Below are 26,718 nucleotides of genomic sequence, written 5' to 3'. Positions count from 1 at the left end.
GATGCGGTAGCCGACGGCCCGCAGTCGGGCTACGGCTTTGGTGGCGAGGCCGAATCTCCTACGGCGATCGTCGTGGGGTGTTTCGTACCGCGGGTGGAGCGGTGGCAACACCGGTTCGCACCAAGGCCTCGCAGAGCGGGCCGTGCGGAGTGTGAGTGCGGGCGTTGACTCGGGGGATCACGTCGGTGTTGCTCTGCTGGCCTTGGCGACCTGGGTGGCGGAGGTCGCGGGCGGAGCGCGGTGATCAGGGAGCGCCCGCGCCGGGGTGGCGGGCGGGCAGGCTCACCGGCCGCGCCTGATGTCGGCGATGTGCACAAGCTGGCCGAGGGCTGTGGTGGTGTACCAGCCGCAGTCGATCAGTGCGTCCTGCCCTGCGTACTTCGGCAGAAGGTGGTCTTCCATGGCGCGCAGGTGGATCAGGCAGTCCGGGCAGCGGCGCGAGAGGTGCACGAGGTAGCGCGGGTGGCCGGTGATGTAGGTCTGGGCTCCGCCGGTAGCGTTGCGCAGCCGCCACCCGTCCTCGTCGGTCGGCGTGTGCCAGGAGGGGGCGACGACACGCATGGCGTCTCCCCACAGCTCTCCGTCGGCGACTCCCTTGAGGACGACGATCTGGTCGCCGGCCTCGAAGTGGGCGTGGGTGACGTCCCGGGAGGGGGTGAGCGGGTCGGGGGTAGGCGCGAAGGCCGGAGGGGGCGGGGGCGGGCAGGGCTCGGTCACGGAAAGTCCTTCCACACGGGGCGGGTGGCGGCGGGAGGATCAATGGTCCGGAGGATCGCCGGTTTGGCCAACCGGCGACCCTCGGCTACGTTCCGGTCCGTCCTTACCGGTAGGGGTTCTCGGTTCCGCGGTCCGACTCGGTGGCGGCGTCGAGGAGTTCGAGCAGGTCAGGGCCTTCCGCGTCGCGCTGGTCGATCCACCATCCGGCCCTGGTGATCGCGCGGGCCCTCTCTTCCAGCTCCGCCCGATCGGCTTCATCCCAAGTGCCCTCGATGACAAGCACGGTGTGTGCGGCCGCGATGGCCGGTGGTGGGAGCACCCGCCCGCCATGAATGTGATTCACATCACTTGAGGGTGTGCTTAAGGGGGCGGGTGGGTTCGCAGGTTTGTTGGCTGATGCGCTGGCTCGCGTGGCGAAACGGGTGTGACCTGCGAATCCGCCTTAACGCTGGTATTTATTTCTGTGTTGGGTTACGTGAGGCCCCTGGAAGTGCCCGACCTGCAATCTATGTTAATGCGTACGCGTCATTCAATGGGTGGGGCTGGAGGTCAAGATCTGACGCTCTCAGGATGGTAGGTTGAGTCTCTCAAAGCCCTTTTCCAGAACGAGATCGGAAGGGGGTGATGGACGTGCTGAATGCTGGTTGGGAGTTGGCCGAAGGGTCGCGACGGTCACGGCGTCGGCGCCGCCGCAGGGCGGAGCGGATGCGGCGGCTGAAGATCGCGCTCCTTGTGGCTCAAGCGGGGTTGGTCGTAGTGCGCATCGCGCATGCGATCAAGTCGTGGCTAGCCTGACCAGGGTGTGTGCGCAGGAGTCCGCCATGTGCGGTGAACTCCTGCGCGACATCCACGTCTAGCCCCGGCGGGGCCTGTGCTTACTTGGCGGTGAGGCAGGCCCCGTCGTCTTTGTGGATGACTCTTGAGACTCTACCACTCAAAGTCATTTTGCCCGAGGTTCGTGAATTGATTTGCGGCTTCATTTTCCGCGAATTCATTTCGTGTGTCATCGTTCGGTTTCGAATGTGGTCGTGAATTTTATTTTGGATCTGCTGTTTTGTGCGCTGGCTCAAAAGTGCGGCGACGATTTCAAAGTCGCTCGCCCATTTGGGTGGCGTGATTGAAAGTTTCGGCTGGGTCGAGCGTGTTGAATGGTGTGGTGTCGACGCCCAGGTGCGTCATCACTCAAGCGCCTGGCCAGGCCTTCTTGCGACAGGCTTGGCCCTTGTTCAAGGGGACCGGATGTACGGGCCGTCGCGTGACGCCACCGCCCGAGGTGGCGGGCTCGCTCACTCATTCGGGTGATAGGTTTCTATTTCCGTATTGTCATGAGATCCCCCCAAGCCTGGTGCTGTCAGTGAAACGGGTTCTCGGTCCCGCGGTCTGCCTTGCTGGCAGCGTTGAGGAGTTCGAGCAGGTCAGGGCCTTCCGCGTCGCGCTGGTCGATCCACCATCCGGCCCTGGTGATCGCGCGGGCCCTCTCTTCCAGCTCCGCCCAGTCGTTCTCGTCCCAGGCGCCCTCGACGACCAGCGCGGTGTGCGCGGCGATCATCAACTGGTGGCGGGAGCGCTCACCCCAGTCGAGGGCTTTCTCGGGGCCTTCCAGCGGTGGCATGTCGAATCGTTCGGTCCACTCGGCGGCAGCCTGCCGTTCCTCGGCCCGCTTGGTGGCGAGCCACTGCTCCTTGGATTCGGTGTCGGCGTCGCGGGCGGCCTTCCAGCAGTCGGTGCAGTGCTTGGTCGCGAGCCAGCGGGCGAATCCGGCCCGCTTGTCGGCGGGGCGGTCGGACAGGTCATGGACGACTTCGTGGCCGCAGTCGTGCGTGATCGTCCACTGTGTGCGGACAGCCATGAAGAGATCTCCTAGGTTCGGGGGTGCTACGGGCGGCGTGCAGGCGCCGGGGCCTGATGTGGCGGGGCCGGGGGCGTGGAATCCGAGGTTGAGGTTGGGTCTTCCTGGCGATCGGCGTCAGCGCCGCGGCCGTCGCCCAGGCGGAGCCTGTGCCGTCATGGCCGGTGCGCGAGGCGTCGATGACTTGGGGGCGCCTGGACGCAGGTCGGGGGCGAGATACACGGGGTAGCGGGCGGCTGTGAGCATCTCCGCGGCCCAGGTCGCGTGCTGGTTCTCCCGGTCGCGTCCCATGTCGAAGGGGAGCCGGATCCAGTGGCCGCGCAGGGCTGGTTCTAACGACTTGGTACGCGATAGCCGGGGCCATCAGAGCGATTCGATGGGCCCTGGCGATCCTGCGAGACTGCTGACATGACTGGCATGATCGTGGTCGGCGACTACGACCCCCGATGGCCCGAGCGGTTTGAGGACCTGCGGCAGCGGCTTGCACCTCACGTCGCGGACCTGGCTGTATCCATCGAGCATGTCGGAAGCACAGCCGTGCCCGGATGTGCCGCCAAGCCGATCATCGACCTCGACATTGTGGTGGCCGAGGACGCCACCATGCCCGCGCTGATCTCCCGGCTCACCGAGCAGGGCTACCGGCACGAAGGCGATCTGGGGATTCCGGGGCGGGAGGCCTTTCAAGCCCCTCCTGCGGCTCCCGAACATCACCTGTATAGCGTGGTCACAGGCTCCAGACCCCACCTTGATCACGTCTTACTCCGTGACTACCTACGTCAGCGGCCCGATGAAGTCCGGCGCTACAGCGCGTTGAAGGTGGCCCTCGCACAGCGGTTCCGCGCCGACTGCCAGGGCAGACGGGACTACTCGAGGGCGAAGAGCGTTCTGGTAGAGGAACTGGTCGCGAAGTCCTACGTCGCTCGGGCCGCCGGAGAACCGTGACGTGACGGTGGCCGCACGGGTTGGTGATGTCGTGACGCATTACCGAACCCGTGCGGCCTTGTCTCATCCTGCCTTCTGCGGCCTTGAGCGTGCACATCTCGGCGTTCTGATCGAGGAGTTGGCCGACCCCTGGCTGGGGCGGTGTGAGTCCGAGTTGCGTGAGCGTCGTGGCGGAGAGCGCAAGCGGGCCGCCGGAGCCGGGCCGGATCACAAGCTGGTCTTCACCGACAGGGTCCTGGTCACCGTGGTCCACCTGCGTCTGCAGCTGCCGCACGCGGCACTGGCCGAGCTCTACGGCGTCTCCCGCCCAACCGTCACCCGCGCCATCCACGAGATCCGCCCGCTGCTGGCTGTCCGCGGCTTCGCCGTCCCCGACCGGCCCGGCATCCGCCTGCGCACCCTGGCCGATGTCTTCGCCTACGCCGAGACCGAGGGTGTCGAGCTGCGCATCGACGGCACCGAGACCCAGGTCCGCCGCCCCCAGGCCGGCCGCCCCGGCCGCAAGGCGTTCGTCTCAGGCAAGAAGAAGCAGAACACCGCCAAGACCACCACCATCAGCGACGGCTCGGGACGCCTGCTGTGGTCCGGGGCCGACCGGCCCGGCAGAATGCATGACCAGACCGCGATGCGCACCGAAGGCATCGCCGAGCAGCTGTGTCTGCATCCGCAGGTCAAGGCGAAGGTCGACGAGGGATACCGGGGCCTGGCCAACGACTTCCCCAACCAGGTACAGGCACCGCCACGCAAGCCGAAGGACAAAGTACCGCTGGGCGAGAACTACGCCTGGCGCGAGGCGCGCCGACGGCAGTCCTCCGCGCGGATCTGCGTGGAGCACACCATCGGCGAGGAGAAGAAGTGGCGGCCGCTCCAGCGGTACCTCGGCCGGCGCGAGTCCTACGCCGAAACCCACGCCGCCATCGCCGGACTGGTCTCCGACCGCGCGGCCCGCAGGCCCACCCGGCGGCACACGAGCACCGAACTCGTGCTCGCCCGGAAGGCCGACTGCTAATCACCCACCAGCCGACCCGCCAGGTCAGCACGCCCTGACCTCAATCGCGTACCGAGTCGTAAGAGAAAGCCAGCGTGGCGCAGGATGTCCGCAGCGAGGGAGTCGAAGCGGCCTTCGGCTTCGACTTCGCCCCCTGGCCCGCGGGTGATGCGGATCGGCTCGATGTCGGGGTTCACCGGGACCGTCCGGTGGCGGAAGCGGCCGGGTGAACGGTCGGCGCGTAGGTGGGCTTCGGCGGGGTCGGACGCGCGGACGGCGGCGAGGCCGTCGGCATCACGTGGCGCTGCGATGACTGGCCGGCGGCGGCCCGGGCGATGCGGCTGCGGCGTTCGGCGAGTCCGTTCGGTCGGTGCGGGCGTGGCGGGTTGGCCGGTGTAAGGGAGACGTCGGCGTCGACGTGCACGGCGTAGCCGTGGCGGCGCAGATCCCGGGCGGCCTGCCGGGTGCGGCGCGGCCCGTCACGCTCGGGGTCGGTGAGCCGGTACAGGCCCGGCGAGCCTGGTACGGGCTCGAACTGCTCCCGCATCAGGAACCAGTCGGCCAGGTGAGCGGGCATCGAGGTGGTGGCGGAGGCGACGAAGCCGTGATCGTTGTGGGTGCCGAAGACGAAGTGTGTTCCAGGATCCAAAGAGGAGGTCTCCTTGCGGTGGGCAGCGAGAGGGGTCAGCGGCGGGGTGCTTGATGACTACGAGGGAGGGCTTGGCGCGGCGGGGCGACGGCCGAAACCGTGGGCTGCTGGAGGGGAGTTGCCGCGAGAGCCTGGCGGAGGAACGGTTCGCTGTGGGTGAGCCAGGTGTCGAGGGCCGCCCGGAGCCGGGCGTCCCGCTCCGGTCGCGTGAGTGACACGTCCCTGTCCAGGCTGTCGGCATCAGTGAGGGTGCCGGCCAGTTTGGCGAGCACGCGGGCGTCCTCGGGCCGGCTGGTGGCCGCAGGACGACACCGGTCCAGGAGGGCGGGAGCATGCTGAACGATGGTGAGGAACTCTGCCCAGGCCCGGTTCAGGAACGTCTCGGCTGCCTCGCCGCGCGTTGCGGTGTCGAGCGAGATCACGTCGCTGTACCGGCCCGAAGCGACGAAGGCGGCCCAGGCGCCCTGCTCGGCGCGGATGCGGTCGAGGGCCTCGGTGACGGTTGTGATCCGGCGAGCGTGGACGGCACGTTCGTAGGCGGGCAGGAAACGGTCCGCGATGGCCCGGGCCGCGCGGTCGGCGAACGGCGGCAGGACGATGCTGTGCGGGGCGTGTGGGTCGCCGTACCCCTCCTCGAACGGTTCGGGCGCGAAGGCACCGACCAGATAGCCGAGTTGGTGGCCCGGACGTTCGACGAGCAGCAGGGTCGTCCCGGCTGTGTCGGTGAGGGTGGCGGCATAGGGGACCCGCTCATTCTGTACGGCGCGGGCGAGTTCGCCGCTGTCCCACAGCCACGGCACCAGGTCCTGTTGCCACACGGGGTGGGAGTAGAGCTCGATGCGTGCCTCCCACTGGCCGGGCAGTAGGCGGGCGATGTCCCGGGCGGTGTCGCCGATGAACCGTCGGCTGCTGGTCGTCACTTCCGCCCCGTGCGCCGTGGCGTGGCGGACCAGGTCGGCCACGGTGGCGCGCGAGGCGTCCTCGTCCACGTTCGGCAGGTGATACACCCAGTCGTCGCCACGATGGAAGCCGGCTGCGGAGAGGGCCTGGTGTGCGGCCTTGTACCGCTCGCCGTGGCCGATGGCGATGATCCCGGTGTCGTGGCCGTAAGCGAGAATGATCTGCGCGTCAGCCATGGGTCGGCACTCGGCGGTGGAAGGCGGAGCGCAGGGCACGCCCGTACCGCCAGGCGTGTGGCCGGGCTGCGGTCTCGGGCTGGTTGTCTCCGTGCTGGGCGAGGAACGGCTCGGCGTCCCCGCGTGCCCAGCGCAGCAGGTCGTCGCGGGTGGCGATGCCGAAGTGGGCGGCGGCGATCTGGTCGGCGCCGCGGCCCGCATTGTCGTACAGCTCGAAGTCGGGATGGCGCATGGCCGGTTCCTAGACGGACGTGCTCGGGTCGGCGGCTGCGGCGTCCGTGCGGCGGCATCCGTAGCCCAGTAGGCGGGACGGCTCGGGCGTGGTCGGGACAGCGGCGACGTCCGAGCAGGTGTAGGTGTAGGTGAAGGCGGGGCGGGGCGTGATGCCGAGCCAGGCGCGGTCCTGCTTCTCCGGCACGATCTTCAGACCCGGTGCGGCGACGGCGTCGTGCTGGGTGTGGTTGTGGGAGAAGACGACGAGCGCGCCCGTGGAGGTCTTCAGCGCGTAGCTGTCGGGGAACTTCGTGTCCGCGGAGGCGAACTGGGTGGTGCCTCGAGTGCCGAACTTGTGGATCGTGTCGTGGTGGGCCTTGACCTGCCGTTTGGCGGCCTCGGTAGGGGCCAGCACCTTGCGTCCGGTGAGGTCGCCTCCGGTGGCGAAATTGTCGATCACGGCCGAGCGCAGCAGGTCGACGGGAGTGGCCAGGGACGTGGAAGCGGGGTCGACCGCCGTGGCGTAGCCGTCCTTGTCCAGCATGATCTTCGGGAGTTGGGAGGGGTTTTCGAGGTCGACGGTGGCGACCATCTCCCACCGCTTCGACTTCGTGTTCTCGGCCAGGACCAGGACGCGGGCGTGCTGCTTCTTGCTGCCGGCCCGGGTGACGGCGGCGAACCACCGCTGCTGCCCGTGCTGCAGGCGCGGGATGTAGAGGTCGGTTGCGGCGAGGTTGTACGACCACGGCCGGTACGGCTCGCGGTCCGCTTTCGGTAGGGCCTCGTCTTCCTTGAGGCTGGCCAGCGACATCGCGTACCGGGGGCCGCCCTCGACGGAATCGAGGAGCGCGCGGTCGCGCTTGATGCGGGCGAGGTTGTTCGTCGTCGAGTAGGAGGCGATGGCCTTACGGGCCTCGGCCAGGGTGAGCGCGGGGGTCGGCTTCGGTGCGGCGCTGGGCGCCTTCGTCTGGTCTGCGGCAGCAGGGGTGGTGCCGTCCGTGTCGCTGGAGCAGGCGGTCGCGGCGAGAGCGAGGCAGACAACGGCGGTGATCAGGGGCAGAGTGCGGCGGGCGGGGCGGATGGGGGCTCCTCCTGGCTGGGGACGGGAAGGGCGCGGTGAGCGGTCGGCTCACCGGCGGTGGGCGGTCACCGAGGGGCTGGTCGGTACGGGGGCGGCCGGGCGTGTTGCGGCGATGGCGGGCGTGGGGGTGTGGCGGAGGTTCACGCCGATGCCCTTCTGGGCGAGCTGGTGGACCAGCGCTCGCAGGCGCAGGTCGCGGCCGTCCTCGCCGTATGTGGCAGGGAGCAGGAACGCGGCCTGATGGGGGTGGTACTGGAAGCCGAGCACGTACAGGTCCGTGCGGGCGTCCTCGGGGACGCTGTTGTACGGTGTGCCGAGGGCGCCGTCCTGGTACCAGGTCAGGGTGACGACGCGCGCCACCTGCGGCGGCTCAGGCCGGTGGGGAGGCTCGGGCTGGGCGGCTGCGTTGTGTCGTACGGCGGCCAGGGCGATCTGCAGGCGGGGCAGGACCCGTCGGCTGACGGCGGCTGCGGCACGGACCGGATCGTCGGGGACCGCGATTCCGTTGGGCTCGTCGACGCCCCTGAAGTGGTGGGGCAAGAACCCTTCGGGTTGCAGGGGAGCCACCAGGTACTGGCGGGGGTGGCGGGGGCGCTCCAGCACGCAGAGCTCCTCGCCGTCCAGTCCTCCGACGAAGCCCGTACGGGCGTCGGGCCAGTCGAGCAGGGCCGAATGGGTCGGGCCGCGGTCCCAGACCTGGTCGGCCAGGGGAGGGTCGCTGGGGAGCCGGAACCCGATGTACTTGCGGCACCACCCTTCGGGCAGATGCGGTGCGAGTGCTGTGGCGAAGGCACTGGCGCGGCTCGGATACAGGTGGGCCTCCTGGAGGTAGCGGGGCCGTGATCGGCCAGGGCAGGACCCGTCGGCGGTTGCGGGGCAGATGAGTGGCCGAGAGCGCGGATCGGGGTTCGTGAACGCACCGGCTTGTCAGTGCATGCGGGCGTCCGTGTCGAAGAGGGCCAGCTCGTGGGCGTGGAGGAGGTGTTGGACGATGAAGCTCCGGCCGGCGACCTTCCACAGGCCGCGCCCGCGGTTGAGGTGGGCGATGGCTTCGGCTTCGACGGAGGTGAGGCCGAGGAGGGTGGACGCGGCGTGGAGTTGGTCGGTCTCCTGGCGGTAGATGATCCGGGTGGAGCAGTCGGCGAGCAGCCCTTCCGCGAGGGCGCGGCCCTGCGATCCGGCGTCGCCGGCGGTGAGCAGGTCGGACAGCCGGTGGATGACCATCAGGTTGGCGATGCCCAGGCCGCGGGAGAGTTTCCACTGGGCCTGCATGCGCTGGAGCAGGCCCGGGTGCCGCATGAGGCGCCAGGCTTCGTCGTAGACGATCCAGCGTCGGCCGCCGCGCGGGTCGGTGAGAGCGGATTCCATCCAGGCGGAGGCGCAGGTCATGGCGAGGACGAGAGCGGTGTCGTCGCCGGATCCACCCAGCCGCGAGAGGTCGATGGTGAGCATCGGGCTGCTGGGGTCGAAGGTGACCGTACTGGGGGCGTCGAACATGCCCGCCAGGTCGCCGTGCACGAGTCGGCGCATGGCGTGGGCGAGGTCGCGTGCGGCGTCCCCGAGCCGTCCGGACATGAGGCCAGCGGCCTCGTCGAGTTGGTCGGGGTTGTTGAGGGTGGAGGCGACATCGCCGAGGAGCGGTGTCCGGTCTGAGTCGGCAGCCCGGGTGACCACAGTGTCCAGGGCGACGTCGAGGGCGGTGTGCTCCATCGGGAGCAGGTCCCGGCCGAGGACGGTGCGGGCCAGGGATCCGAGCAGAAGCAGCCGGCGCTTGCGGACCTCCCCGGCCCAGTCGGTCTCCGAGACGGAGGCGGGGCGAGGCGCGGCGTCCAGCGGGTTCAGCCTGCCGGGAAGCCCGGGACCGAGCGCGACGGACATGCCGCCGAGCGCGGCGGCCACGGGCGTCCACTCGCCCTTGGGGTCGCAGGGCACGTAGACGCGGTAGCCGAAGGCGACGGAGCGGAGCGCGAAGCTCTTGGCCAGCGCGCTCTTACCCTGTCCGATCACCCCGGCCAACAGCACGTTCGGATTGGTGAAGCCCTCGACCTTCCCGTACAGCGCGAACGGGTCGAAGACGAAGCTTGCTTCGGCGTGGACATCGCGGCCGACGTAGATGCCCTCGGCGCCGAGCCCGCCTTCGGCGAGGAAGGGGTACGCCCCGGCAGCGATGGCGGTGGTCATGCGGTGGGCGGGGAGCCTGAGCCGGTTTCCGCGGGCCGACGCAGGGCCGGGCCGTCCACGGGGCGGGTAGTGGGGCGCCGGGGTCTCGTGCTCGGCGGGGGCTGTGCCTGCGGCATGGCCGACGGCTTCGGAACGGGCCTTGGCGGCGGCCTCGGCGAGTCGGCGGCGGGCTGCCTTGCGGCTGGCCCGGTCAGTGCCGTGCGGGGTGAACAGGGGAGAGGCCGAGGCTCGGCGGGCGAACCGGTGGCTCATCAGGGGCCCTCGATTCGGCGGGTGGCGCTCATCGGATGCACGCGGTGGTGTGCGGCGGGCGGTTGAGGTCGGTGGGTGTGTTCTTGCGGCGGACGATGTGCCCGGCGGTCAGATGGCGCTGGCAGATGGTCAGCACCGGCGGTCCCTCGGGGAGCCGTTTGGGCTGGCACTCGGTGGTCTGGGTGCTGGCTGGGGAGAGGGGTACCGGCAGGAGGTGGAAGGCGGAATGAACCTCTGCGGTGGCCTGCCAGAGCCGGGTCTGCGCGGTGGCGAGGTGCCGGCCTGCGGTCGGATGAGAGGGCCGGGCTGTGTCGGCGAGCTGGTCGAGAAGCTGGTGCACGGCGGTGAGGTGGGCGTGGATCACGTCGAGGTGTGTGCGGTCGACCGCCGTGCGCTTGGTCTGTGCGATCTTTCGGTGGTGGCGGATCCCGGCGCTCGCGGCGCGGAGGTAGGGGTGTGCGTCGTCGGGAGAGACGGTGGTCAAAGAGAGCGGTCCTTCCTGCCACCGGCCGGCGGGCAGGGTGGGCGAACGATTCCAGGCCGGGAGGTCGGCGTTCACAGGGCGGTGCGGGCGAGAGGGAGCGCGCCGAGGGTGAAGGCGTCGGGCTGCTGGTAGTTGAGGCGGCGCAGATCGACGCCGGCGGTGACGGCGGCGGTCTCGATCTGTGCGCAGGCCGCGTCGAGCAGGGCGTCGGTTCCGGCGGTGACGGTGACCAGGCCGGTCAGGGCCACGTCGGCGTGCCCGGCGATGAGTTGCCGTTCACGCTGCTTGACGTCTGCGTATTCGACGGAGTCCTCCTCGCTGTCGACCTGGCCGCGGCGGACGCGTTCGTTGGCGTCGGCGATGATCGCCGCTTTGCGGCGCTGGACGTCGCGGAGCGCGGACTCGAGCCCCTGCGGGACGTAGATGAGGGAGAGACTGCGGCGGACGCCAGTGGTGAACATCAGCCCGTGCAGGAACCCGGCATGCGACTCCGTCCGGGGCCAGTTCTCCACCCAGTACGTGGCGTGGCGCGCGGTGTCGGTGGCGAGCCGGTCGTACTCCTCGACCTGGACGACGGGGCCGGCGGCGGAGGGGTCGGCCTCCGCCCGGCCGGTGTCGGACCACTGCTGCAGGGCGGCGAGGGCCTCGGGGTCGTAGGCGGTGCGGATGACGGCGGCGATCTCTTGGGCGGACAGCCAGCCGGTGACCATGAGGTCGGCGTTGCGGGCGGCATGGGCGATCGAGGAGGTGGTCTGCTGCATGACGGTGAAGGCGCCCGGCAGTCCGCCGCCCGCCTGCGAGATGAGCCGCTTGGCGGCCTTCAGGTCGAGGGATATGGCGAGGTAGGTCTCGTGCGGGGCGGCTGCCGGTCCTGCGGAGGCGACGAGCTCGGAGTAGACCTGCCCGGCGACCGGGGCTTCGGGCCGGCCGTGCTGGGCCCAGTGGCGGGACAGGGTGTCGCCGGAGTCGGGGACGGTGCGTTCCAGGACCTGCACGGTGGCGACGTGTCCGGTGCGGGCGATGCCGGCCAGTGCACGGCCCCAGCTGTTGACGTTCGCGTTCTGGGTGGCCGGGTCGAGCAGGACGAACGCGCGGGACGTGACGCGGGCGACGGCGGTGAGGGTCTGCCGGTGCGGGTCGTGGACGGCCGCGGCGCCGTTGGCGGAGTCGCCGGGGGTGACGACCTTCAGGGAGGCGGCGGTGCCGGGCAGGTGCAGGATGCCGTCTCTCCGCGGCCGGGTGACCGGCCGGGCGAGCCAGAGGGCGTGTCCGGTGCGGCGACGGATCGCGTAGCGGACGACGATCGGCGCCCAGTCGATCAGCGATCGGCCGTGGCGGCGGATCACGGCCAGCGCGGCGACGGCTGCCCACAGCGGGGCCAGTGCCACGGCGCCGAGCAGCCCGGTGGAGATCATCGTCACCAGTAGCAGCGCCAGCGCGCAGGAGACGAGGACGAGTTGGGGGAGAGAAAGACCGAGGAGGATGCCACGGCGGGACCGGTGTGGGAACTTCACCGTGACCGGGGCGACGGAGAGATCAGACAAAGGGCTGGTCCAAGAGACGCTGGCGAGGCCCGAGCGCGGGGAGCGAAGCGCCCGTCCCGCTCTCGGGCATGGCCAGGGCGATCAGAAACTGGTCGGGGGAGGCGGAGGGAATGCCGTGCCGCTGCCGACACCGGCCGTCTGGGAGCCGGAGGACGGCGGGGCGCCCTGCGGCGGAGGCGTGGTGGACGGCGGTGTGGAGCTCCAGCCACCGACCTGACCGGACGCGGCACCGGAGCCGGGATCCGAGCCGCCACCGGTGGGACTCCCGCCGACATGGCCGCTCGTGTCATCGGTGACCCTGGTCGGTGCAGGCTGCACGGCTTTTTCCAGGCCGGACTTGACGGCGTCTCCGTCAGGAGAGGCACCCGAGCCGCCGGACTGCGCGCTCTCTTGGCCGCTGCCTCCGCCGCTCGGGCTGGAGGCGACGTCGCCGGGAAACCCGCCACTCCCTGGGAGCGAGTCCGGTCCCTGCGGAGCGGCCCCGGCTCCCGCGCCCGCTCCGGCTGCCGCACCGCCGGTTCCTGCGGTGGCCGCCATCGCGGCTGCCTTTCTCCCGGCGCGCTCGGCGTGCTGCTTGGCGAGCTGCGCACCGGCGCCACCGGCACGGTGCAACGTTTCTCCGTCGGATCCTTCAGCGGCCCAGTGTACGAACTTGAAGGTCGCGTAGGGGCAGAGCAGCACCAGGATCATGATCACGATGCCCGCGAGGGCATCGGCGAGTGCGGCCAGGCCGTCCGTGGCCTCGGTCCTGCCCATGGCCGCGGTGCCGAGGACGAAGATGATCGTCATCAGCAGCTTGGAGACGACGAGGGTGGCGGTGGCCTCGATCCAGCCCTTGCGCCACCGGCGTGCGACTTCCCAGCCGCCCCCGGCCCCGGCGAATGCGGCCAGCGTGACCATGACCAGGATGCCGACCTTGCGGACCATCATCACGCACCAGTAGAGGAGTGCTCCGATGGCGGATCCGAGCGCGGCCAACACCATCACGAGCCAGCCCAGGCTGCTGACGGCGCCGAGCTGCCCGACCTTGACGATGCGGCGGACCGCGGACTCGATGTTCAGGTTCGCGGCCTTGAGCAGGCCGGCGGACAGGGCGTCTACCAATTCGATCGCCACGGTGGTCAGGGCGATGGCGGCGAACGCGAAGAGCACACCGGATGCCGTGCCGGTGAATGCCTGCATCAGGGCTTGGCCGTCGCGTCTGATCGCGGCGCGGACGAGCTGGGCACAGAAGGTGGCCACCAGAAGAACCAGGGCGACCGGAAGGATCGTCTCGTAGTTGTCGCGGAACCAGACCGCGTTGAGGTCGACGCGAGTGGTGGAGTCGACCGCCCTGGCCGCGAGGTCGACCGAGGCGGCGGCGAGTTCGCCGGCGCTCCGGGCCATCCAGTCACCGATCGCCTTGCCGGGATCGGAGGCGAAATCCACGGCTTCGCCGACCGTGCAGACCACGTCCGCGAGGGGGAGGTCACAGAACCCCATGGGGACTCCTTTCGGTCAGGGTGCGACGTTCGGGGCGATGGCGACAAGGAAACAGTCGGCCGAGGGCCGGCACTGCACGGCGAGAGTGACGGAGCGGTCCTCCGCCCCACCGCCGCCCTTGGCCCAGGCGATGGTCTGCTTGCCGGTGACGGTCACGGCGTAGATGTACGCCTCGGTGATCGCGGAAAGGTCTTCGGCCAGGGCCTGCTTGAAGGCGGCCGGATAGCGGGCCTCGGCGACGGTGGCAGTGGCGTGCTGCCTCTGGTCGGCCATGCGCGACCACAGGGTCGGGTCGGGCATCTGCGCGGAGACCGAGGCCCAGTCGCCGTACTCGCTCTCCTTCGTCATCCACGTCTCCATGCCGGCGAGCTGCTGTTCGCGGCTGGTGTCGCGGGTGTCGTAGGACCACAGCATCTCGGCTGCGGCCTTGGCGAAGGCGAGAGGATCGGAGATCCGCGGAGGCCGGGGCACTGACCCCGTCTCGGTTCCCGGTTCCTTGGAGGAGGAGGCCGACGATGTCGGGCTGTGCGGTATCGACGGCGCCGGGTCGGCCGAAGAGTAGCCCTGCCCGTTGCGGCCGGTGACGTAGGCGGTCACACCGGCCAGGGCGAGCAGCGACACCAGGGTCACGGCGATCACGAGGATGCGACGGTTCGCCGACCAGTCGATGCCGAGGTTCGAAAGGGAGAACCGGTTCTTCATCACTGGACCTGCGACCCCAGGGCCGAGAAGAAGGCGACGATGCCGTTCGCGGCGCCGAGGCCGAGGGCGGCGCCCGCGGCCACGGTCGCGCCCTTCTTGCCGTTCGCCTCGGCCTGGTGGCCACCGGTGTGGTGGCCCCAGGCCCACACCGCCAGGCTGACGGCGAGGGCACCGACGACGGCGATGATGCCGAACATGTTGATGGAGCTGACGACGCTTTTCAGGACGGAGAGCCCCGGCAGGCCACCGCCCTTGGGAGTGATTCCGGGGTCGAAGGCGAGATAGAGCCGGTCGGCGAGAGATGTCATGGGTGCGGCAAGGCTCCTTGCGTACGCAGGCCAGAGGGCAGAAGTGAGGAACGAAAGGGGCGGGCCGGACGGAGATCGGCGTTACAGCACGCGCCGCACGGTGAGGACGGCCCAGTCCTTGAGCGGCGTGATGCGTACGGGTCTGCCCGTGCGCGGGGCTTCGATGACGAGTCCCTCGCCCAGGTACAGGCCGACGTGCTCGGGGCGAGCGGCGGTGCCGCGGCTGAAAATCAGGTCACCGGGCTTCATGGCCTTGACGGAGACGGCTCTGCCTTCGTTGACCTGCGTGTACGTGGTACGGGTGAGCTGGATGCCGGCCTTGGCGTACGCCTGCTGCATCAGCGAGCTGCAGTCACAGCGGCCCATCGGGTCGGGGCCGTGCGGCGCGGTACAGGTGCCGCCCCACTGGTACATCGTGCCGAGTTGATGCATCGCCCAGACGATCGCCTTGCGGGCACGTGGGCCGGCGTCCTTGGGGATCTTGTATCCCTTCGGGACGGCGCCTTCCGGGATCTTCCCGAAGGACGAGCCGTCCTGTGTGGTGCAGTCGGACAACGAGGGTGCGTCGTCGGCCTCCTGGCCGGCATCGTCACCGGCGCCGGGGAAGGTGGCGGCGATGGCCTTCTGTAGTGCGGTCGCCAGCGGCTCCCACTGGGCGTAGGCGTCCGGATAACCGGACTTCTGCACGGCTTGGGCGGCCTGTGTCACGGTCAGCTGCTGCCAGCCGCTCACCTGCAGAAGCGCCTTGTAGAACCTCTCGGACGCGTAGACGGGATCGCGGACCTGCTCGGCCGTGCCCCAGCCCTGGCTGGGCCGCTGCTGGAACAGGCCGAGGGAGTCGCGGTCCCCGTAGGCGAGGTTGCGCAACCGGGATTCCTGCATGACGGTGGCGAGAGCGACGATTTGCCCGCGCTTGGGCACGTGGAGACTGATCCCGGTGGCGACGATGGTCTGTGCGTTCGGGATCTGCTCACCGGGCAGGTCCAGGCCCTCGATGGCGATGTCGGAGACGTCCGCGCCGTCGAGGACCTTGGTGACCTGTTCGGTGACCTTGTCGGTGTCCAGGTCGGGCAGGCACTGAAGGGACGCGCTGCTCTGTGCTGCGGCTTCGCTGGACGTGGCCATCATCATGGCCGCGCCGCCGAGGAGGAAGGGGGAGAGGACGACGACGCCGATGCCGGCGGCGAGCGCCTTCAACCTGCCCGGCTCCCTCGCACAATGGAGGACGCGAGCAGGGGCGGGTAACGAGACGTCACGAAGGTCTCCTTCAGAGATGATGTCCGGCGTGCCGCGTACGCGTGGAGACGGATGGAAGGGCGCGGCGGTCGGGGTGGGCGATCGGGAGGCGCCGGCCTGCGGGCGAGTTGCCGCTCTGTCTGCGGGCCGGGGTAGCTACATGTGCTGGGGCAGAGGGTGCCTCCGCGAAGCGTGGTGGAAGGCGCCGGCGACGGTGTGCGTTGGGCGGTTCCAAAACAGTAGGCCCGGATCGGCGGTTGACCAAGAAGTCGTCCTGAGGGATCGAAATCCGTACCCCTGGCAGGAAACTTCTTGGTGAGCGGTCAATTCGCCCCTACAGTTTTGGGACTTCCTTCGCTCTCCGGTTCGCGGGTTTCCGGGCTTCTGCATGCCCGATTTCCAGCCTGCCCGGATTCTCCTGAGCGAGGGGTGCCCTCTCGAATCCCTTACGTCCGAACCCGAATCGGGGTACCTCTTTGCCTTTTTCCCTTCACCAGGGTGACGCCCTGCGCGTGCTGGCCACGCTGCCGGACGACTGCGTCGACTCCGTGATCACCGACCCGCCGTACAATTCCGGCGGCAGGACCGCCAAGGAGCGCACGTCCCGCTCGGCGAAGCAGAAGTACACCTCCGCCGACGCCAAGCACACCCTGCCGGACTTCACCGGCGAGAACATGGACCAGCGCAGCTACGGGTTCTGGCTGACCCAGATCATGACCGAAGCCCACCGGCTGACGAAGACCGGCGGGACCGCCCTGCTGTTCACCGACTGGCGCCAACTCCCCATCACCACGGATGCGATCCAGGCCGCCGGATGGCTGTGGCGCGGGGTGCTGGCCTGGCACAAGCCGCAGGCCAGGCCGCAGAAGGGCCGCTTCACCCAGAACTGCGAGTTCATCATCTGGGCATCGAAGGGCCCGATCGACGGCTCCCGCAATCCGGTCTATCTGCCCGGCCTGTACTCCGCTTCCCAGCCGTCAGGCTCGAAGCGGCAGCACATCACGCAGAAGCCGGTCGAAGTGATGCGCGAACTGGTCAAAATCAGTCCCGAAGGCGGCACGGTGCTCGACTTCTGCGCCGGCTCCGGCTCCACAGGTGTCGCCGCCCTGCTGGAGGGACGCGACTTCATCGGCGTGGAGAAGACCGAGCACTACGCCGGTATCGCGGCCGACCGGCTGACCGAGACCGTCCGTCAGACCCTGACCCAGGACGACGTCGAACTGACCGTCTGACACCACCGCAGCCCACCAGCCGGTGCCGGCTCATTGGTGCCGCATTCTCCCGACAGCCACGGTGCAAGGAGGCCCTGCCTCGTCATGTCCGAACCCGTAAACCCGCCCGATGAGGGCGAGCTGGAGCCGGTTCGCATCCCCGATCCCCACCTCGAAGAGATCGAGGCCAGCGTCCGGAAACTGATGGAGCAGTCCGCCCAGCAGACCCAGCAGCTCGACCACCTCGCCTCCGTCCCCGCACCGCACACGGGTGTGTCTCCGTTCGCCGCCTTCGGGATGCCGGGCCTCGGCGGGCCACCTTCGGCAGCGCCGCCGGAGCCTCAGCCGATCCTGGAGCTGGAGGGTGAGGAGTACGAGGACGAGCTGGACGCCCTGTCGGACTGGGTGGACGACTTCCTGCTGCCCGTCTACGGGACCGAAGTCACCACGGCCGCCCCGTGGTGCCTGCGGTGGCAGGAGCACAGCGAGGTCGTGGCCTGGTTGCACGCGCTCTGGCTCGCCTACCAGCAGCACAAGGACCCCGAGGCCGGACTGAGCGGTCTGCTCGTGTGGCACCGCGACTTCCTCACCCACACCATGGTCGCCGTCAGAGGGCCGGGCGGGCCGTTGTCGGCGTGCATGACCTCACCGGACCGGCCCGCGCACCGCCTCCTGCCCGGCCCGCCGCCCTCGGCCCGCACGGAGAAGGCGAACGCCTCGGATGCGAGCGTGCCGGGCGAGTCGACGTCATGAGCGCCGGGCGGCAGCCGGCCTTCGGGCTCAGCTTCGACCCGCGTGCTCTGACCGACCTCGTCCAGGCCCCCAGTGACATCCGCGACCTCACCCTCGCCTACCTGCAGGAAGTCGTGAACACCGAGCGCTTCGGGACGAGACTGACCGGCGACCTGGAGGGCTACCGCAAGCTGTTCGTGGACTCCCGCAAGGAGTGGCGCGTCGTCTACGGCATCCGTACGGCGCCCGAGACGTCCGCGCACCGACGGGAGATCCACGTCGTCGCGGTACGACCCCGGGCCGGCAACGACGTCTACGACACCGTCGGCAAGCGCCTGGGGATGAACCGCCGGCCGCTCAGCGCCCGGACCCACGCGGCCCGCTCCCGTTCCCCACAGCTCACCACCCGCGGGCCCATTCCGAAGCCCGGACCGCTGCCCTCCGCGATACCCGGCCCTCCCCGTCCGGCTCAGGCCCTCACGTACCACCAGGCCCGCTGACCTGAAGAGGCACCCCACGCAGCCCCACTGACCCCACAGCCCCAGCCCCGCCCACCGAAAGGGCCCATGTACCCACCCGAACCCGACCTTCGTCTGGACGGCTTCGAAGCCGCCGACGAGCAGACCCGGGAAGCGTTCTGGCGCGCGATCCAGATCGAGCAGACCGAACTCACCCCGCTGGCCGAGCATCACGCACCCGACGGCGCGAGCTACCACGTCCTCCACAACGGTGCCGTCACCTGGGGCATCCCCGGGGAGCCGCAGCTCGTCGCCCTGCACCTGCAGCGCGACCTGGAGGCGAAGAGGTTCCGCTTCGCTCACGCGACACTGCCTCTGCCGGCCATGGCACAGTCCTGGCTCATCCACCGAGGCTGCCCGCCCAAGGAGATCAGTCTGGCGCCCGGCATGGGAACCACCCCGGCGGACGAGACGACCCGTGCGCTGGAACAGCGGCTCATGAGCGACGGCGGTCACTTCGTCCTCCTGCACAGCTACACCGACGACGACCCCGAGAACTCCGCAACCTTCGTGGTCCTGCGTTCCCTGGACGAGCGCAGCCCTTCCCCGTTTCGGGTGCTCCACGAGGATGTGGACACCGACTCCTGGACCCACACCCTGCGCGAGGGCGGCTTCGCCACCTGCTCAGAAGCCCTTCAGTGGTGCGACGACGCCCTCAGCGGCGAGGCTCCTTCTCTGCCGCCGGTCCAGCCCACGGTCCGGCCCGTCCCGCGAGCGGACTATTCCCTTCCGGCTCCCGCACAACGCCCCGCGGGCCGCAGCCGCTGAACTCAGGCCTGGGAAAAGGCCGGAAATATAGACGACGATCACCGGTTGGCCAAACCGGCGAATCCACGGACTCTAGTAGCGGCCGACGGGGCGAACGCCCGGTCCGCTTCTCTCTGCTTTTCCCCTTTTCCCGTACGAAGGTTACTTCCGCATGCGCCCATCCCGAATAGCGCTGTCCGCCGCCGTCGCCGGAGTGTTCGCCCTGCCGATCGTGTCCGCGACGGCGGCCACGGCTGCTCCGACATCCACGCCGAGCACGATGCCGACCACCCGGGCGTGCGACCGGACCGGCCCCTGGAGCATCGGCACGCAGACCGTCGACATCCGCTCCAAGACATCGGCCAAGTCCACCCGGCTCGGCATTCTCCACCGTGGCGACCGTTTCACCGTCCACAAGACCAGCGGGAACCGGCACCACGTCACGGACACGACCACCGGCGTGAAGGGCTGGATCTCCGGCACCTACGTCTACCGCGACATCCGTATGCGCCTCGAGTGACCGGGGTTCGAACTTCGCCTGCCTGTATCCCGTGTGTCTCCCAGGAAGGAAAGCCCTGTGTCCGACGACGCAGACGATGTCGTGGGCGTGCTCACCGAGCAGATCGAGCAACGCTTCGGCATGAACATCGAGACGCTGAAGGCCGCCGTCACAGCCGCCCCGGACGCCAATCGCCAGGCCACCGACGTCGTGCGCTGGCACGGTCTGCTCACCGAATCCCAGACCGTACTGGAGCGCGCGGGGGACGACCTCCTGCGTGCTCTGGAAACGCAGCCCAGCGAGGTCGACGACCCCACCATGGATCTCGCCCACCGCGTCAACGCCGCCGTCTCCACCCGTGACGGGCGTGCCATGGTCGTGCGGTGGCTGCTCGACCCCGACGCACCAGGCAAACGGGGCCCCGCCGCAGACCGGCTGGCCCGCCTCAACCGCAGTCAGTGACCAGGGACGGCCGTGCCCACCCGCACAGCGGCCCGGCCCGCGACGGCGCTGGCCGTCGGCCAAGGAGCCCTGCGATGAGCATCCGAGACAAGCCCTGTACCCAGGACACCCGACTCCACGAGGTGTTCGGCGTCCCGGTCACCGACCTGTACACGCAGGCCGCCGACCCGAACGCCTCCGCGGCCATCACCCGGGCCCTGGAACTGCGCAGCTTCCTCGCCCTGGCCGAGGAACAGGTCGCCCGGGTCCGCGACCGCGTGCACAAGGCGATGGCGCCCGAGCGCGACATGGACGAGCTGTCCGCGACCGATCTGCGGATGGACACGCAGTGGCTGGAGACAGCGCTGTCGGCCCGTGACGGCTACCGCGCCGCGCTGGACGACCTGCTGCACACCATGCCCCCGCTCCACGCGCAGGCCCGCCCTGCCCGATTCGCCCGGCAGACAATCACCACCACCCTGCCCCCGGCCTCCGCCGCCCCGGCACCCGCGCATGCCGGGGCGGCCCGCAGCCGACGACGATGAGAGCCCTCGCCGATTGCCCCATCCCACCGCCGCTGAGATCGCCGCGCGGATCGAGGGCCTGTACGGCGTCGAACTGCCCGGCCTCGAAGCACACGCCCAGGACCAGGCTCCCGGCATGCTGGCCGCTCTCCTCGGCAGCCACCGCACCCTGGCGTTCGCCGAACAGAGCATCGCCGCGCACCGAGAGCGGCTGCAGCACCTGACCCATCCCGAGCGGCAGATTAGCGCCCACGAGGTCTCCCACATCCTCGACTGCGCCCGCCGCCTCGCCGAAGCCGTCGCCGTCCGCGACACGCAAGCCGCAACCGCCGACGCGGTCCTGCGCAGCCTCGGTCGCGCGCCGGCACCGGAGCCGCCCACCGCCCCTGCGGCAGCACCCGTTGCCGTTCCGCCCAGACCGGCCGCGAGCCCCGCCCCGAGCCGCTGACCCGACAGCGCCCGGCCTTCCGCATCCCAGGAGTTCACCCCCTTGGCCATCACCGGTCTGCCGCCCGCCGACGACGCCGACGTCGCCCGGGTCACCGAAGCCCTCCAGATGATCACCCCGCGTTGGAACGTACGGATCCTCCTGGCCCTGAACCAGCCGCCCCAGCGCTACATGGAGATCGCGGCCAAGCTGCCGTACCTCCAGAGCGGCCAGCTGCATCCCAAGATCCGCTCGCTGTGCGACGCCAGCCTCGCCGAGCGCACCGAACACTCCGCGCGTCACGTCACCTACGGTCTCAGCACCCGGGGCCGACAACTCTTGCCGGTGCTTCCCGTGATGGCTGCCTGGGCCGAGGAACATCTGGAGAAGCCGGAGCAGCCGCTTTCTGTGATCGAACAGGTCGAGGACAGCCTCACCCTCCTCGCCCGCCGACAGGCTGCCGCGATCCTCTGGGTGCTCAAGTCACGGCAGGAGGTGACTGCTCGGGCCCTGGCCCGCATCGTCACCCCCGACGGCTACTGGACCAACATCTACCCGCCGCTGCGTCAACTCATCGATGACGGCCTGGTGATGACTGCGGGCAACGGGCAGCCCTACCGCCTCTCGCGGGCCGGTGAGGCTCTGGGGCCCGTTCTCGGAGCCCTGTCCATGTGGTCCGTCGGACGGCCACTCGACCACGCCGCCCGGCATCCACTCTGGGGGCGAGCCGCCCCCGGACCCGCGACTCCTGCTCCCGCCTGGACCAGCCATCAGCCCATGATCCCCGCCCCTGCCGTACCGACGCAGCCCGCACACCGCCCCGGCTGGCAGCCCAGCGAGTTGTTCTCCCATGCGACCCCCGCCCGAGTGAAGGCCGCTCTGCCGACCGGGGGAGCCCGCCGATGATCCCCGCTCTCTCCCACCAGCAGCTTCACGCCATGTGTACGGCGCTGTCCTCCGCAAGCCTGATTCGCCTGGTCAGCGAGATCGACGACCACGGAGCGATACCGGTGCGTGGCCTGGCACGCACCCTCGCAGACCTCTCCACCCGCCAGATCCGCCAGGCCATCGAGCAGGCAGACGTTCTCGGACTCCTCACCCGTACCCCCGGCAGCGTGGGCCTCTCGGCAGCCGGCCGGGATCTCGCCGACGTCTATGACGCGACCGCGAGGTGGGCCCGGCGGCACAACTACCCGGCTCCGCTGTGTGACTTCGCCGGACGGATCCAGCACACCTTCGCCCTCCTGGGCACGACGGCAGAGGGCACGCAGGACTCCGACGGTGAGCGCGATGCAGAACTCGGCCGTATCCACCGGCTGATGACCGAGTGGGTCCACACTCATCAGCGAAACCGCAGCACCCATGGCGTCGCCGCGTGACGTCTGCCCCTGGCCTCCTGCGCGGGATCTACCTGCCGCGCAGCGCCGACGGTGCCGCCTTCGCGATGGCCACCTACGGCATCCCCCTCCTCGTCCTCGCTGCTACCGGATCGGCCGCGCTGACCGGCCTCGCCTTCGCGCTGGAATGGATTCCGCGCGTTGCGGCCTTCACCGTGGCCGGCACCGTCGTCGACCGTCATGGCACGGCCCGTGTCTTCCGGGCAGCCTGCCTCGCGCGGGCCCTGATCGTGCTCGCCGCCGCCGGCGTCCTGATCGCGCTCGACGCCGGGTCGCCGGCGGTGACCGTCACGGTCATGCTGCTGGCCGCGTCCACCGGCCTCCTCACCGAGTTCAGCCACGTGGCCGCCGAGACCGTCGGCGGCGCAGTGAGCCGGAGCGCGGGTGCTCAGGCCCACCGGGTGCAGTCCGTGCTGCTGGGCATCGACCAGAGCGCCATGCTCGCCGGACCGCTGGTTGCCGGCCTGCTGCTGGAGCACGGCGGGCCGACCGCCATGCTCGGCACGCTCGCGGCCTTCTCCCTGCTCGCCGCCGCCCTCGGATCCGGCGAGCGGAACACGCCGATGAGCACGGTGTTGGCCAAGGGAGGACTGCGGACGGGGTGGGCGACACTGCGCTCGCTGCCCGTCCTGGCCTGGCTGGTCGGCGGCCTTGTGGTCTCCAACACGGCCATCGCCGTTCTGCAGGCGGCCATGCCGGTGATCGTGGTCACCGAACTGGGGCGCTCCAGTGCGGACGCCGGACTCATCTGGTCCGCCGCCGCCGTCGCCTCCCTGCTCGCCATCACCGCAGCCCGCCGGGCGATCGACCGCTGGGGCCTGTGGCCGGTCGGTGCCGCAGCCTCCGTGCTCGCTGCCGGAGCGACCCTCGCCGTCTCCCAGGCGGATACCTACCGCAGCTACCTGTTGTTGATCGCCGTCCTGATGGCCGGCGAAGGCGGCCTCACCGTCGTCTTGCGCACCCTGCGCTCCCACCTGATCCCGGCCGACGTCTTCGGCAGCACCCTCAGCCTGACGATCCTGCTGCTCTTGCTGCCGTTCCCCGCCGCCGGACTGCTCGTCGCCGCCCTCCCACCCTCCCAGCTCGGGCACGCCGTCACCGTCGCCGCGCTGCTTCAAGCAGCCGGTCTCGCAACCGCCTTCATCCGGTTGCGCACCCTGCCAGCCCCACTGAAACCGGTGCCTTGACCCTCTGCGCGACAGGGTCCCTGTCCCTCATGCCCACCATCAGCCAGGACGGACTGCCCGGCCTTTGCCTCCCTCTGAGGGCCGGCCATCACCCGCAGGCTGCTCGCCGCTCACCCCGAGTGGGCCCTGCCATCGAGGTCCGCCGCCGGCGCAGCCCGTGAACGGCAGAGCAGGCAGACATCTTCCACCCCCTGAACTCTCAAGGAGCCTGTTCTTGTCCGACCGTCCCGTTGTTCTGCTCGTCGCTTCCGCAGACATGGAAGCCGAAGGCTACCGGGGCTACTGCCTCGAAAGCGTCGCTGCCGACTACGACGTCGTCCTCATCACCGACGAGGAGCCGTCGTGGGAGGTCCCGTACATCCGGGACTGCATGGTCCTGCCCGACCCGACCGATCAGGCGGCACTGTTCTCCGCAGGCCGATACCTGGCCCAACGCCACGATATCGCCGGGGTGTTCACGTGGACCGAGTGGTACCTCGTCCCCGTCGCCCGCCTCGCACGCTGGCTCGGCCTGCCGACCACCGCCCCGGAGGCGACGCAGGCATGCCGCAACAAGGCGACCGCGAGGAGCCTGTTCGCCCGCCACGGTGTCCCGTCGGCCGCATCGGTGAGCGTCCGCACTCTCCACGAGGCGCAGACCGCGGCCGAGCGGATCGGCTACCCGGTCGTCCTGAAGCCGGCCGCCCACGCGGCCAGCATCGGCGTGATCCGCGTCGATAACCCCGGCCGGCTCACCGCCGCCTACCCATTCGCCGACCGGGCCGCTGGCCTGGGCCTGGAGAGCACCGACGTGCTGGTCGAGGAGTACCTCGACGGCCCCGAGGTCTCCGTCGAGTGCGTCACCTACCAAGGCGAGACCACCGTCGTTGCCGTCACCCGCAAGACCGTCAGCGACCCGCCGTACTTTGAGGAACTCGCGCACTCCGTCGATGCCGCGGACCCACTCCTCGCCCAGGTCGCCCCTGCCGCACGGGCCGCGATCCGTGCCCTGGGGATCACCGGCGGCGTCAGCCACGTCGAGATGCGCCTCGTCGGCGGACGGCCCCGGCTCGTCGAGGTCAACGGCCGACTGGCCGGGGACATGATCGGCCACCTGGTCCGCCTCGCTACCGACATCGACCTGCCGCGCGCCGCAGCCGACATCGCCTGCGACCGCGTCCCCGACCTCACCCCGACCAGGTCCTCCGCCGCCGCGATCCGCCTGATCTACCCCGACACCTCGGGCATCCTCACCCGCCTCCGCCTCGACGGGCCCCGCCCGCAGTGGCTGGAGCGCGTCCACTTCCAGCACCATCCGGGCGACGAGCTGGTCCTGCCCGGCGACGGCGGCGACATGTTCACCGCGCGCATCGGCTACGTCATCACCACAGCGCCCACGGCAGAGCTCGCCCAGTCCCGTGCCGAACAGGCCGTTCGTGCCCTCGGCATCCAGATTTCTCCCCGCACCGCGGGCGAGACCTCCCGCAGCGGCCCGAACGCATGACCCGGACCACCGACTCCGTCCGCCGCAGCCGCAGCCTGCTGACGGGGTACTTCTTCGGCCTCGGGGCGATCATGGCCGTCTGGGGGGCCCGCATGCCGGCCGTCCAGCAGGCTGCCCACCTGAGCACCGCGCAACTGTCCCTGGTCCTGCTGGCCGCCGCCCTCGGCATGGTGGCGGGACTGCAGGCCGGGGGCCGGCTCACCCGGCCTGAGCGCCTGCCCGCGCTGCTCACCTGCGGCGCGGCCGGTCTCGCCGGCTGCCTGGCCCTCCTCGGCCGCTGCGACGACCTGCCCTCGCTGCTTGTGGCCGCGCTCGCCTTCGGGGTCACCCATGGCGTGCTGGACGTCGCCGCCAACTCCGCAGCGGTGCGCTGCCAGAACGCCTACGGCAGACCGATCATGTCGTTCCTGCACGCCGCCTACTCCCTCGGCGCCCTCGCCGGTGCCGCCCTGGCCGCGATCACCGCCCACACCACGCACCGCACCCTCTTCCTGATGACCGGCCTGATCCTGGCCGGCGCCGCGCTGGCCGCCGCCCCGGCAACCCGGACGCTGACAGGCACCGACCAGTCACCGACTCCCGCGGGACAGGATGAGACCGGGGTGTCGCTGCCGTCCGCCAAGCTGTGGCTGCTGGGGGCGTTGGCTGCCGCCAGCCTGCTGGGAGAAGGAGCAGCCGCCGACTGGGCGGCCGTCCACCTGCACAGCCTGGACGCATCCGCCGCGGTGAGCGCCGCCGCCTTCGCCCTCTACAGCGCGGCCATGGCCGCCGGGCGGCTGACCGGCGACCGGCTCATCGCCGCCTTCGGACCCGCTGCCGTGGTGCGGGCCGGAGCCGTCCTCGCGGCGGCCGGGCTGACCACCGGCGTCCTCGCCTCCACCACCTCTGTAGCCCTGGCCGGCTGGGCACTCTTCGGACTCGGCCTGTCCACCACGGTTCCCTGCCTGATCAGTGCCGCCGGCGTCGGCGGCCCGGGCGCCGTCGCCACCGTCGCCGTCACCGGCTACCTGGGCCTGCTCGCCGGGCCCGCCCTCATCGGCGCCATCGCCAGCATCACCACCCTGCCCACGGCACTGCTGCTGCCCGCACTGCTCGCGGCCACCGTTGCCGTCCTCGCCCACCGAGCCCTGGAGAAACCCACCCCGTGATACCGGACACCGCCGCCCTCGATGCCGTCATCCTTGACTACAACGGCGTCATCGGCCTCCAGCCCACCCCCAGCCAGTGGCTCCGCCTCGCGCGCACCGCATCCTGGCCCGAGGACGACCTCACCGGCTTCCAGCGCGTCTTTTGGAGCGCACGCGAGCCCTACGACGCCGGCCAGCTCAGCGACCTGGCGTACTGGACCAAGGTCCTCGGCACCCACCCCGGCCCCCGCCTGCTGCGCGAACTGCGCACTATGGACACCGACATGTGGACCGCCACCGACGACCGCGTCCTGGACGTCCTGCACCGCACCCATCAGGCAGGGCTGCCGATGGTGCTCCTGTCCAACGCACCGCACTACCTCAGCGACGTCCTCGACGCCACCGACTGGCGCCGCCACCTGATCACCCGTGCCTTCTACTCGGCCCGGCTGGAGATCTGCAAGCCCCACCCGGACGCCTACCGGCACGCCCTGGCCGCCACCGGCGCCAGCGACCCACAGCGCGTGCTGTTCGTCGACGACCGCGCCGACAACTGCCACGCCGCCCGGAACCTGGGGCTGCGCGCCCTGCACTACACCGGCCGACCCGACGCCCTCGAGACAGCCCTTCTGCACACCGTCGGCTGACCCATCGCCGTTTC

29 protein-coding genes and 2 pseudogenes are annotated in these 26,718 nt (G+C 70.2%); 16 read left to right on the top strand and 15 right to left on the bottom strand.

What is annotated here, in order from left to right:
• Positions 1 to 282 precede the first annotated feature (282 nt).
• The 3 genes and pseudogenes from V4Y04_RS02765 to V4Y04_RS02755 form a co-directional block, all read right to left on the bottom strand.
• Positions 283 to 717, bottom strand: coding sequence for a hypothetical protein (locus V4Y04_RS02765; protein ID WP_332425571.1), 435 nt, complete (start codon positions 715 to 717; stop codon positions 283 to 285).
• Positions 718 to 820: 103 nt separating this feature from the next.
• Positions 821 to 1,018: pseudogene (locus tag V4Y04_RS02760) on the bottom strand (hypothetical protein); the annotation flags it as partial.
• A gap of 1,050 nt (positions 1,019 to 2,068) precedes the next feature.
• A complete protein-coding gene (locus V4Y04_RS02755) occupies positions 2,069 to 2,566 on the bottom strand; it encodes a hypothetical protein (RefSeq protein WP_332425569.1) in 498 nt (165 codons plus the stop codon).
• 408 nt (positions 2,567 to 2,974) lie between these two features.
• On the opposite strand from V4Y04_RS02755, the gene V4Y04_RS02750 reads away from it, so the two are divergent.
• Together V4Y04_RS02750 and V4Y04_RS02745 are read left to right on the top strand one after the other, a co-directional pair.
• Positions 2,975 to 3,508, top strand: coding sequence for a GrpB family protein (locus V4Y04_RS02750; RefSeq protein WP_332425272.1), 534 nt, complete (start codon positions 2,975 to 2,977; stop codon positions 3,506 to 3,508).
• Positions 3,509 to 3,566: 58 nt separating this feature from the next.
• Entirely contained in the window at positions 3,567 to 4,517 is a 951-nt protein-coding gene (locus V4Y04_RS02745) for a transposase family protein (RefSeq protein WP_332425274.1), read from the top strand.
• A gap of 172 nt (positions 4,518 to 4,689) precedes the next feature.
• On the opposite strand, the gene V4Y04_RS02740 is transcribed toward V4Y04_RS02745, so the two are convergent.
• From V4Y04_RS02740 to V4Y04_RS02685, 12 genes are all read right to left on the bottom strand, one after another.
• Positions 4,690 to 5,145 (bottom strand): hypothetical protein, encoded by a 456-nt coding sequence (locus tag V4Y04_RS02740; RefSeq protein WP_332425568.1) that lies wholly within the window; start codon positions 5,143 to 5,145, stop codon positions 4,690 to 4,692.
• 35 nt (positions 5,146 to 5,180) lie between these two features.
• Positions 5,181 to 6,281, bottom strand: a complete 1,101-nt coding sequence (locus V4Y04_RS02735; RefSeq protein ID WP_332425567.1) for a hypothetical protein — start codon at positions 6,279 to 6,281, stop codon at positions 5,181 to 5,183.
• A complete protein-coding gene (locus V4Y04_RS02730) occupies positions 6,274 to 6,513 on the bottom strand; it encodes a hypothetical protein (RefSeq protein WP_332425566.1) in 240 nt (79 codons plus the stop codon). Before V4Y04_RS02730 ends, V4Y04_RS02735 begins: the two co-directional genes overlap by 8 nt.
• Before the next feature lie 9 nt (positions 6,514 to 6,522).
• Positions 6,523 to 7,305, bottom strand: a complete 783-nt coding sequence (locus V4Y04_RS02725) for a hypothetical protein (protein WP_332425564.1) — start codon at positions 7,303 to 7,305, stop codon at positions 6,523 to 6,525.
• A 318-nt stretch (positions 7,306 to 7,623) separates the two neighbouring features.
• Entirely contained in the window at positions 7,624 to 8,178 is a 555-nt protein-coding gene (locus V4Y04_RS02720) for a hypothetical protein (RefSeq protein ID WP_332425563.1), read from the bottom strand.
• 324 nt (positions 8,179 to 8,502) lie between these two features.
• Positions 8,503 to 10,008, bottom strand: a complete 1,506-nt coding sequence (locus V4Y04_RS02715) for a VirB4 family type IV secretion system protein (protein ID WP_332425562.1) — start codon at positions 10,006 to 10,008, stop codon at positions 8,503 to 8,505.
• 28 nt (positions 10,009 to 10,036) lie between these two features.
• A complete protein-coding gene (locus V4Y04_RS02710) occupies positions 10,037 to 10,492 on the bottom strand; it encodes a DUF6238 family protein (RefSeq protein WP_332425561.1) in 456 nt (151 codons plus the stop codon).
• A 71-nt stretch (positions 10,493 to 10,563) separates the two neighbouring features.
• Positions 10,564 to 12,036, bottom strand: coding sequence for an SCO6880 family protein (locus V4Y04_RS02705; protein WP_332425560.1), 1,473 nt, complete (start codon positions 12,034 to 12,036; stop codon positions 10,564 to 10,566).
• Positions 12,037 to 12,117: 81 nt separating this feature from the next.
• A complete protein-coding gene (locus V4Y04_RS02700; RefSeq protein WP_332425559.1) occupies positions 12,118 to 13,518 on the bottom strand; it encodes an SCO6881 family protein in 1,401 nt (466 codons plus the stop codon).
• Between the two features lie 15 nt (positions 13,519 to 13,533).
• Positions 13,534 to 14,220, bottom strand: coding sequence for a hypothetical protein (locus V4Y04_RS02695; protein ID WP_332425557.1), 687 nt, complete (start codon positions 14,218 to 14,220; stop codon positions 13,534 to 13,536).
• Positions 14,220 to 14,528, bottom strand: a complete 309-nt coding sequence (locus V4Y04_RS02690) for a DUF6112 family protein (protein WP_055607579.1) — start codon at positions 14,526 to 14,528, stop codon at positions 14,220 to 14,222. Before V4Y04_RS02690 ends, V4Y04_RS02695 begins: the two co-directional genes overlap by 1 nt.
• A gap of 81 nt (positions 14,529 to 14,609) precedes the next feature.
• Positions 14,610 to 15,725, bottom strand: a complete 1,116-nt coding sequence (locus V4Y04_RS02685; RefSeq protein ID WP_332425552.1) for a C40 family peptidase — start codon at positions 15,723 to 15,725, stop codon at positions 14,610 to 14,612.
• A 515-nt stretch (positions 15,726 to 16,240) separates the two neighbouring features.
• Between V4Y04_RS02685 and V4Y04_RS02680 the strand changes: the two genes are divergently transcribed.
• The 14 genes and pseudogenes from V4Y04_RS02680 (at position 16,241) to V4Y04_RS02615 (ending at position 26,704) form a co-directional block, all read left to right on the top strand.
• On the top strand, positions 16,241 to 16,996 hold the full coding sequence (locus tag V4Y04_RS02680; protein ID WP_332425551.1) for a DNA-methyltransferase: 756 nt from the start codon (positions 16,241 to 16,243) through the stop codon (positions 16,994 to 16,996).
• A gap of 183 nt (positions 16,997 to 17,179) precedes the next feature.
• Positions 17,180 to 17,728, top strand: a complete 549-nt coding sequence (locus V4Y04_RS02675) for a DUF4913 domain-containing protein (protein WP_332432685.1) — start codon at positions 17,180 to 17,182, stop codon at positions 17,726 to 17,728.
• Complete coding sequence (locus V4Y04_RS02670; RefSeq protein ID WP_332425550.1) at positions 17,725 to 18,207, top strand: hypothetical protein; 483 nt, start codon at positions 17,725 to 17,727, stop codon at positions 18,205 to 18,207. The genes V4Y04_RS02675 and V4Y04_RS02670 overlap by 4 nt, the downstream gene beginning before the upstream one ends.
• A gap of 66 nt (positions 18,208 to 18,273) precedes the next feature.
• On the top strand, positions 18,274 to 18,993 hold the full coding sequence (locus tag V4Y04_RS02665; protein WP_332425549.1) for a hypothetical protein: 720 nt from the start codon (positions 18,274 to 18,276) through the stop codon (positions 18,991 to 18,993).
• 151 nt (positions 18,994 to 19,144) lie between these two features.
• Positions 19,145 to 19,492, top strand: a complete 348-nt coding sequence (locus V4Y04_RS02660) for an SH3 domain-containing protein (protein WP_332425548.1) — start codon at positions 19,145 to 19,147, stop codon at positions 19,490 to 19,492.
• An 87-nt stretch (positions 19,493 to 19,579) separates the two neighbouring features.
• A pseudogene (locus tag V4Y04_RS02655) lies at positions 19,580 to 20,011 on the top strand (hypothetical protein).
• Complete coding sequence (locus V4Y04_RS02650) at positions 20,008 to 20,457, top strand: hypothetical protein (protein ID WP_332425546.1); 450 nt, start codon at positions 20,008 to 20,010, stop codon at positions 20,455 to 20,457. Before V4Y04_RS02655 ends, V4Y04_RS02650 begins: the two are co-directional and overlap by 4 nt.
• 13 nt (positions 20,458 to 20,470) lie before the next feature.
• On the top strand, positions 20,471 to 20,884 hold the full coding sequence (locus V4Y04_RS02645; protein WP_332425545.1) for a hypothetical protein: 414 nt from the start codon (positions 20,471 to 20,473) through the stop codon (positions 20,882 to 20,884).
• Positions 20,885 to 20,926: 42 nt separating this feature from the next.
• Positions 20,927 to 21,769, top strand: a complete 843-nt coding sequence (locus V4Y04_RS02640; protein WP_332425543.1) for a winged helix-turn-helix transcriptional regulator — start codon at positions 20,927 to 20,929, stop codon at positions 21,767 to 21,769.
• A complete protein-coding gene (locus tag V4Y04_RS02635; RefSeq protein WP_332425541.1) occupies positions 21,766 to 22,242 on the top strand; it encodes a hypothetical protein in 477 nt (158 codons plus the stop codon). The genes V4Y04_RS02640 and V4Y04_RS02635 overlap by 4 nt, the downstream gene beginning before the upstream one ends.
• A 65-nt stretch (positions 22,243 to 22,307) precedes the next feature.
• Positions 22,308 to 23,447, top strand: coding sequence for an MFS transporter (locus V4Y04_RS02630; RefSeq protein ID WP_332432684.1), 1,140 nt, complete (start codon positions 22,308 to 22,310; stop codon positions 23,445 to 23,447).
• A gap of 256 nt (positions 23,448 to 23,703) precedes the next feature.
• Positions 23,704 to 24,930: an ATP-grasp domain-containing protein gene (locus V4Y04_RS02625; protein WP_332432683.1), complete on the top strand. Its 1,227-nt coding sequence runs from the start codon at positions 23,704 to 23,706 to the stop codon at positions 24,928 to 24,930.
• Positions 24,927 to 26,078, top strand: a complete 1,152-nt coding sequence (locus V4Y04_RS02620; RefSeq protein WP_332425539.1) for an MFS transporter — start codon at positions 24,927 to 24,929, stop codon at positions 26,076 to 26,078. Before V4Y04_RS02625 ends, V4Y04_RS02620 begins: the two co-directional genes overlap by 4 nt.
• A complete protein-coding gene (locus V4Y04_RS02615; RefSeq protein WP_332425538.1) occupies positions 26,075 to 26,704 on the top strand; it encodes an HAD family hydrolase in 630 nt (209 codons plus the stop codon). Before V4Y04_RS02620 ends, V4Y04_RS02615 begins: the two co-directional genes overlap by 4 nt.
• Positions 26,705 to 26,718: the final 14 nt, after the last annotated feature.

Source organism: Streptomyces sp. P9-A2, assembly GCF_036634175.1.
Lineage (GTDB): Bacteria > Actinomycetota > Actinomycetes > Streptomycetales > Streptomycetaceae > Streptomyces > Streptomyces pratens.
Note: the sequence above shows the minus strand (reverse complement) of the source record. Positions and strands in the feature narration are given on the sequence as shown.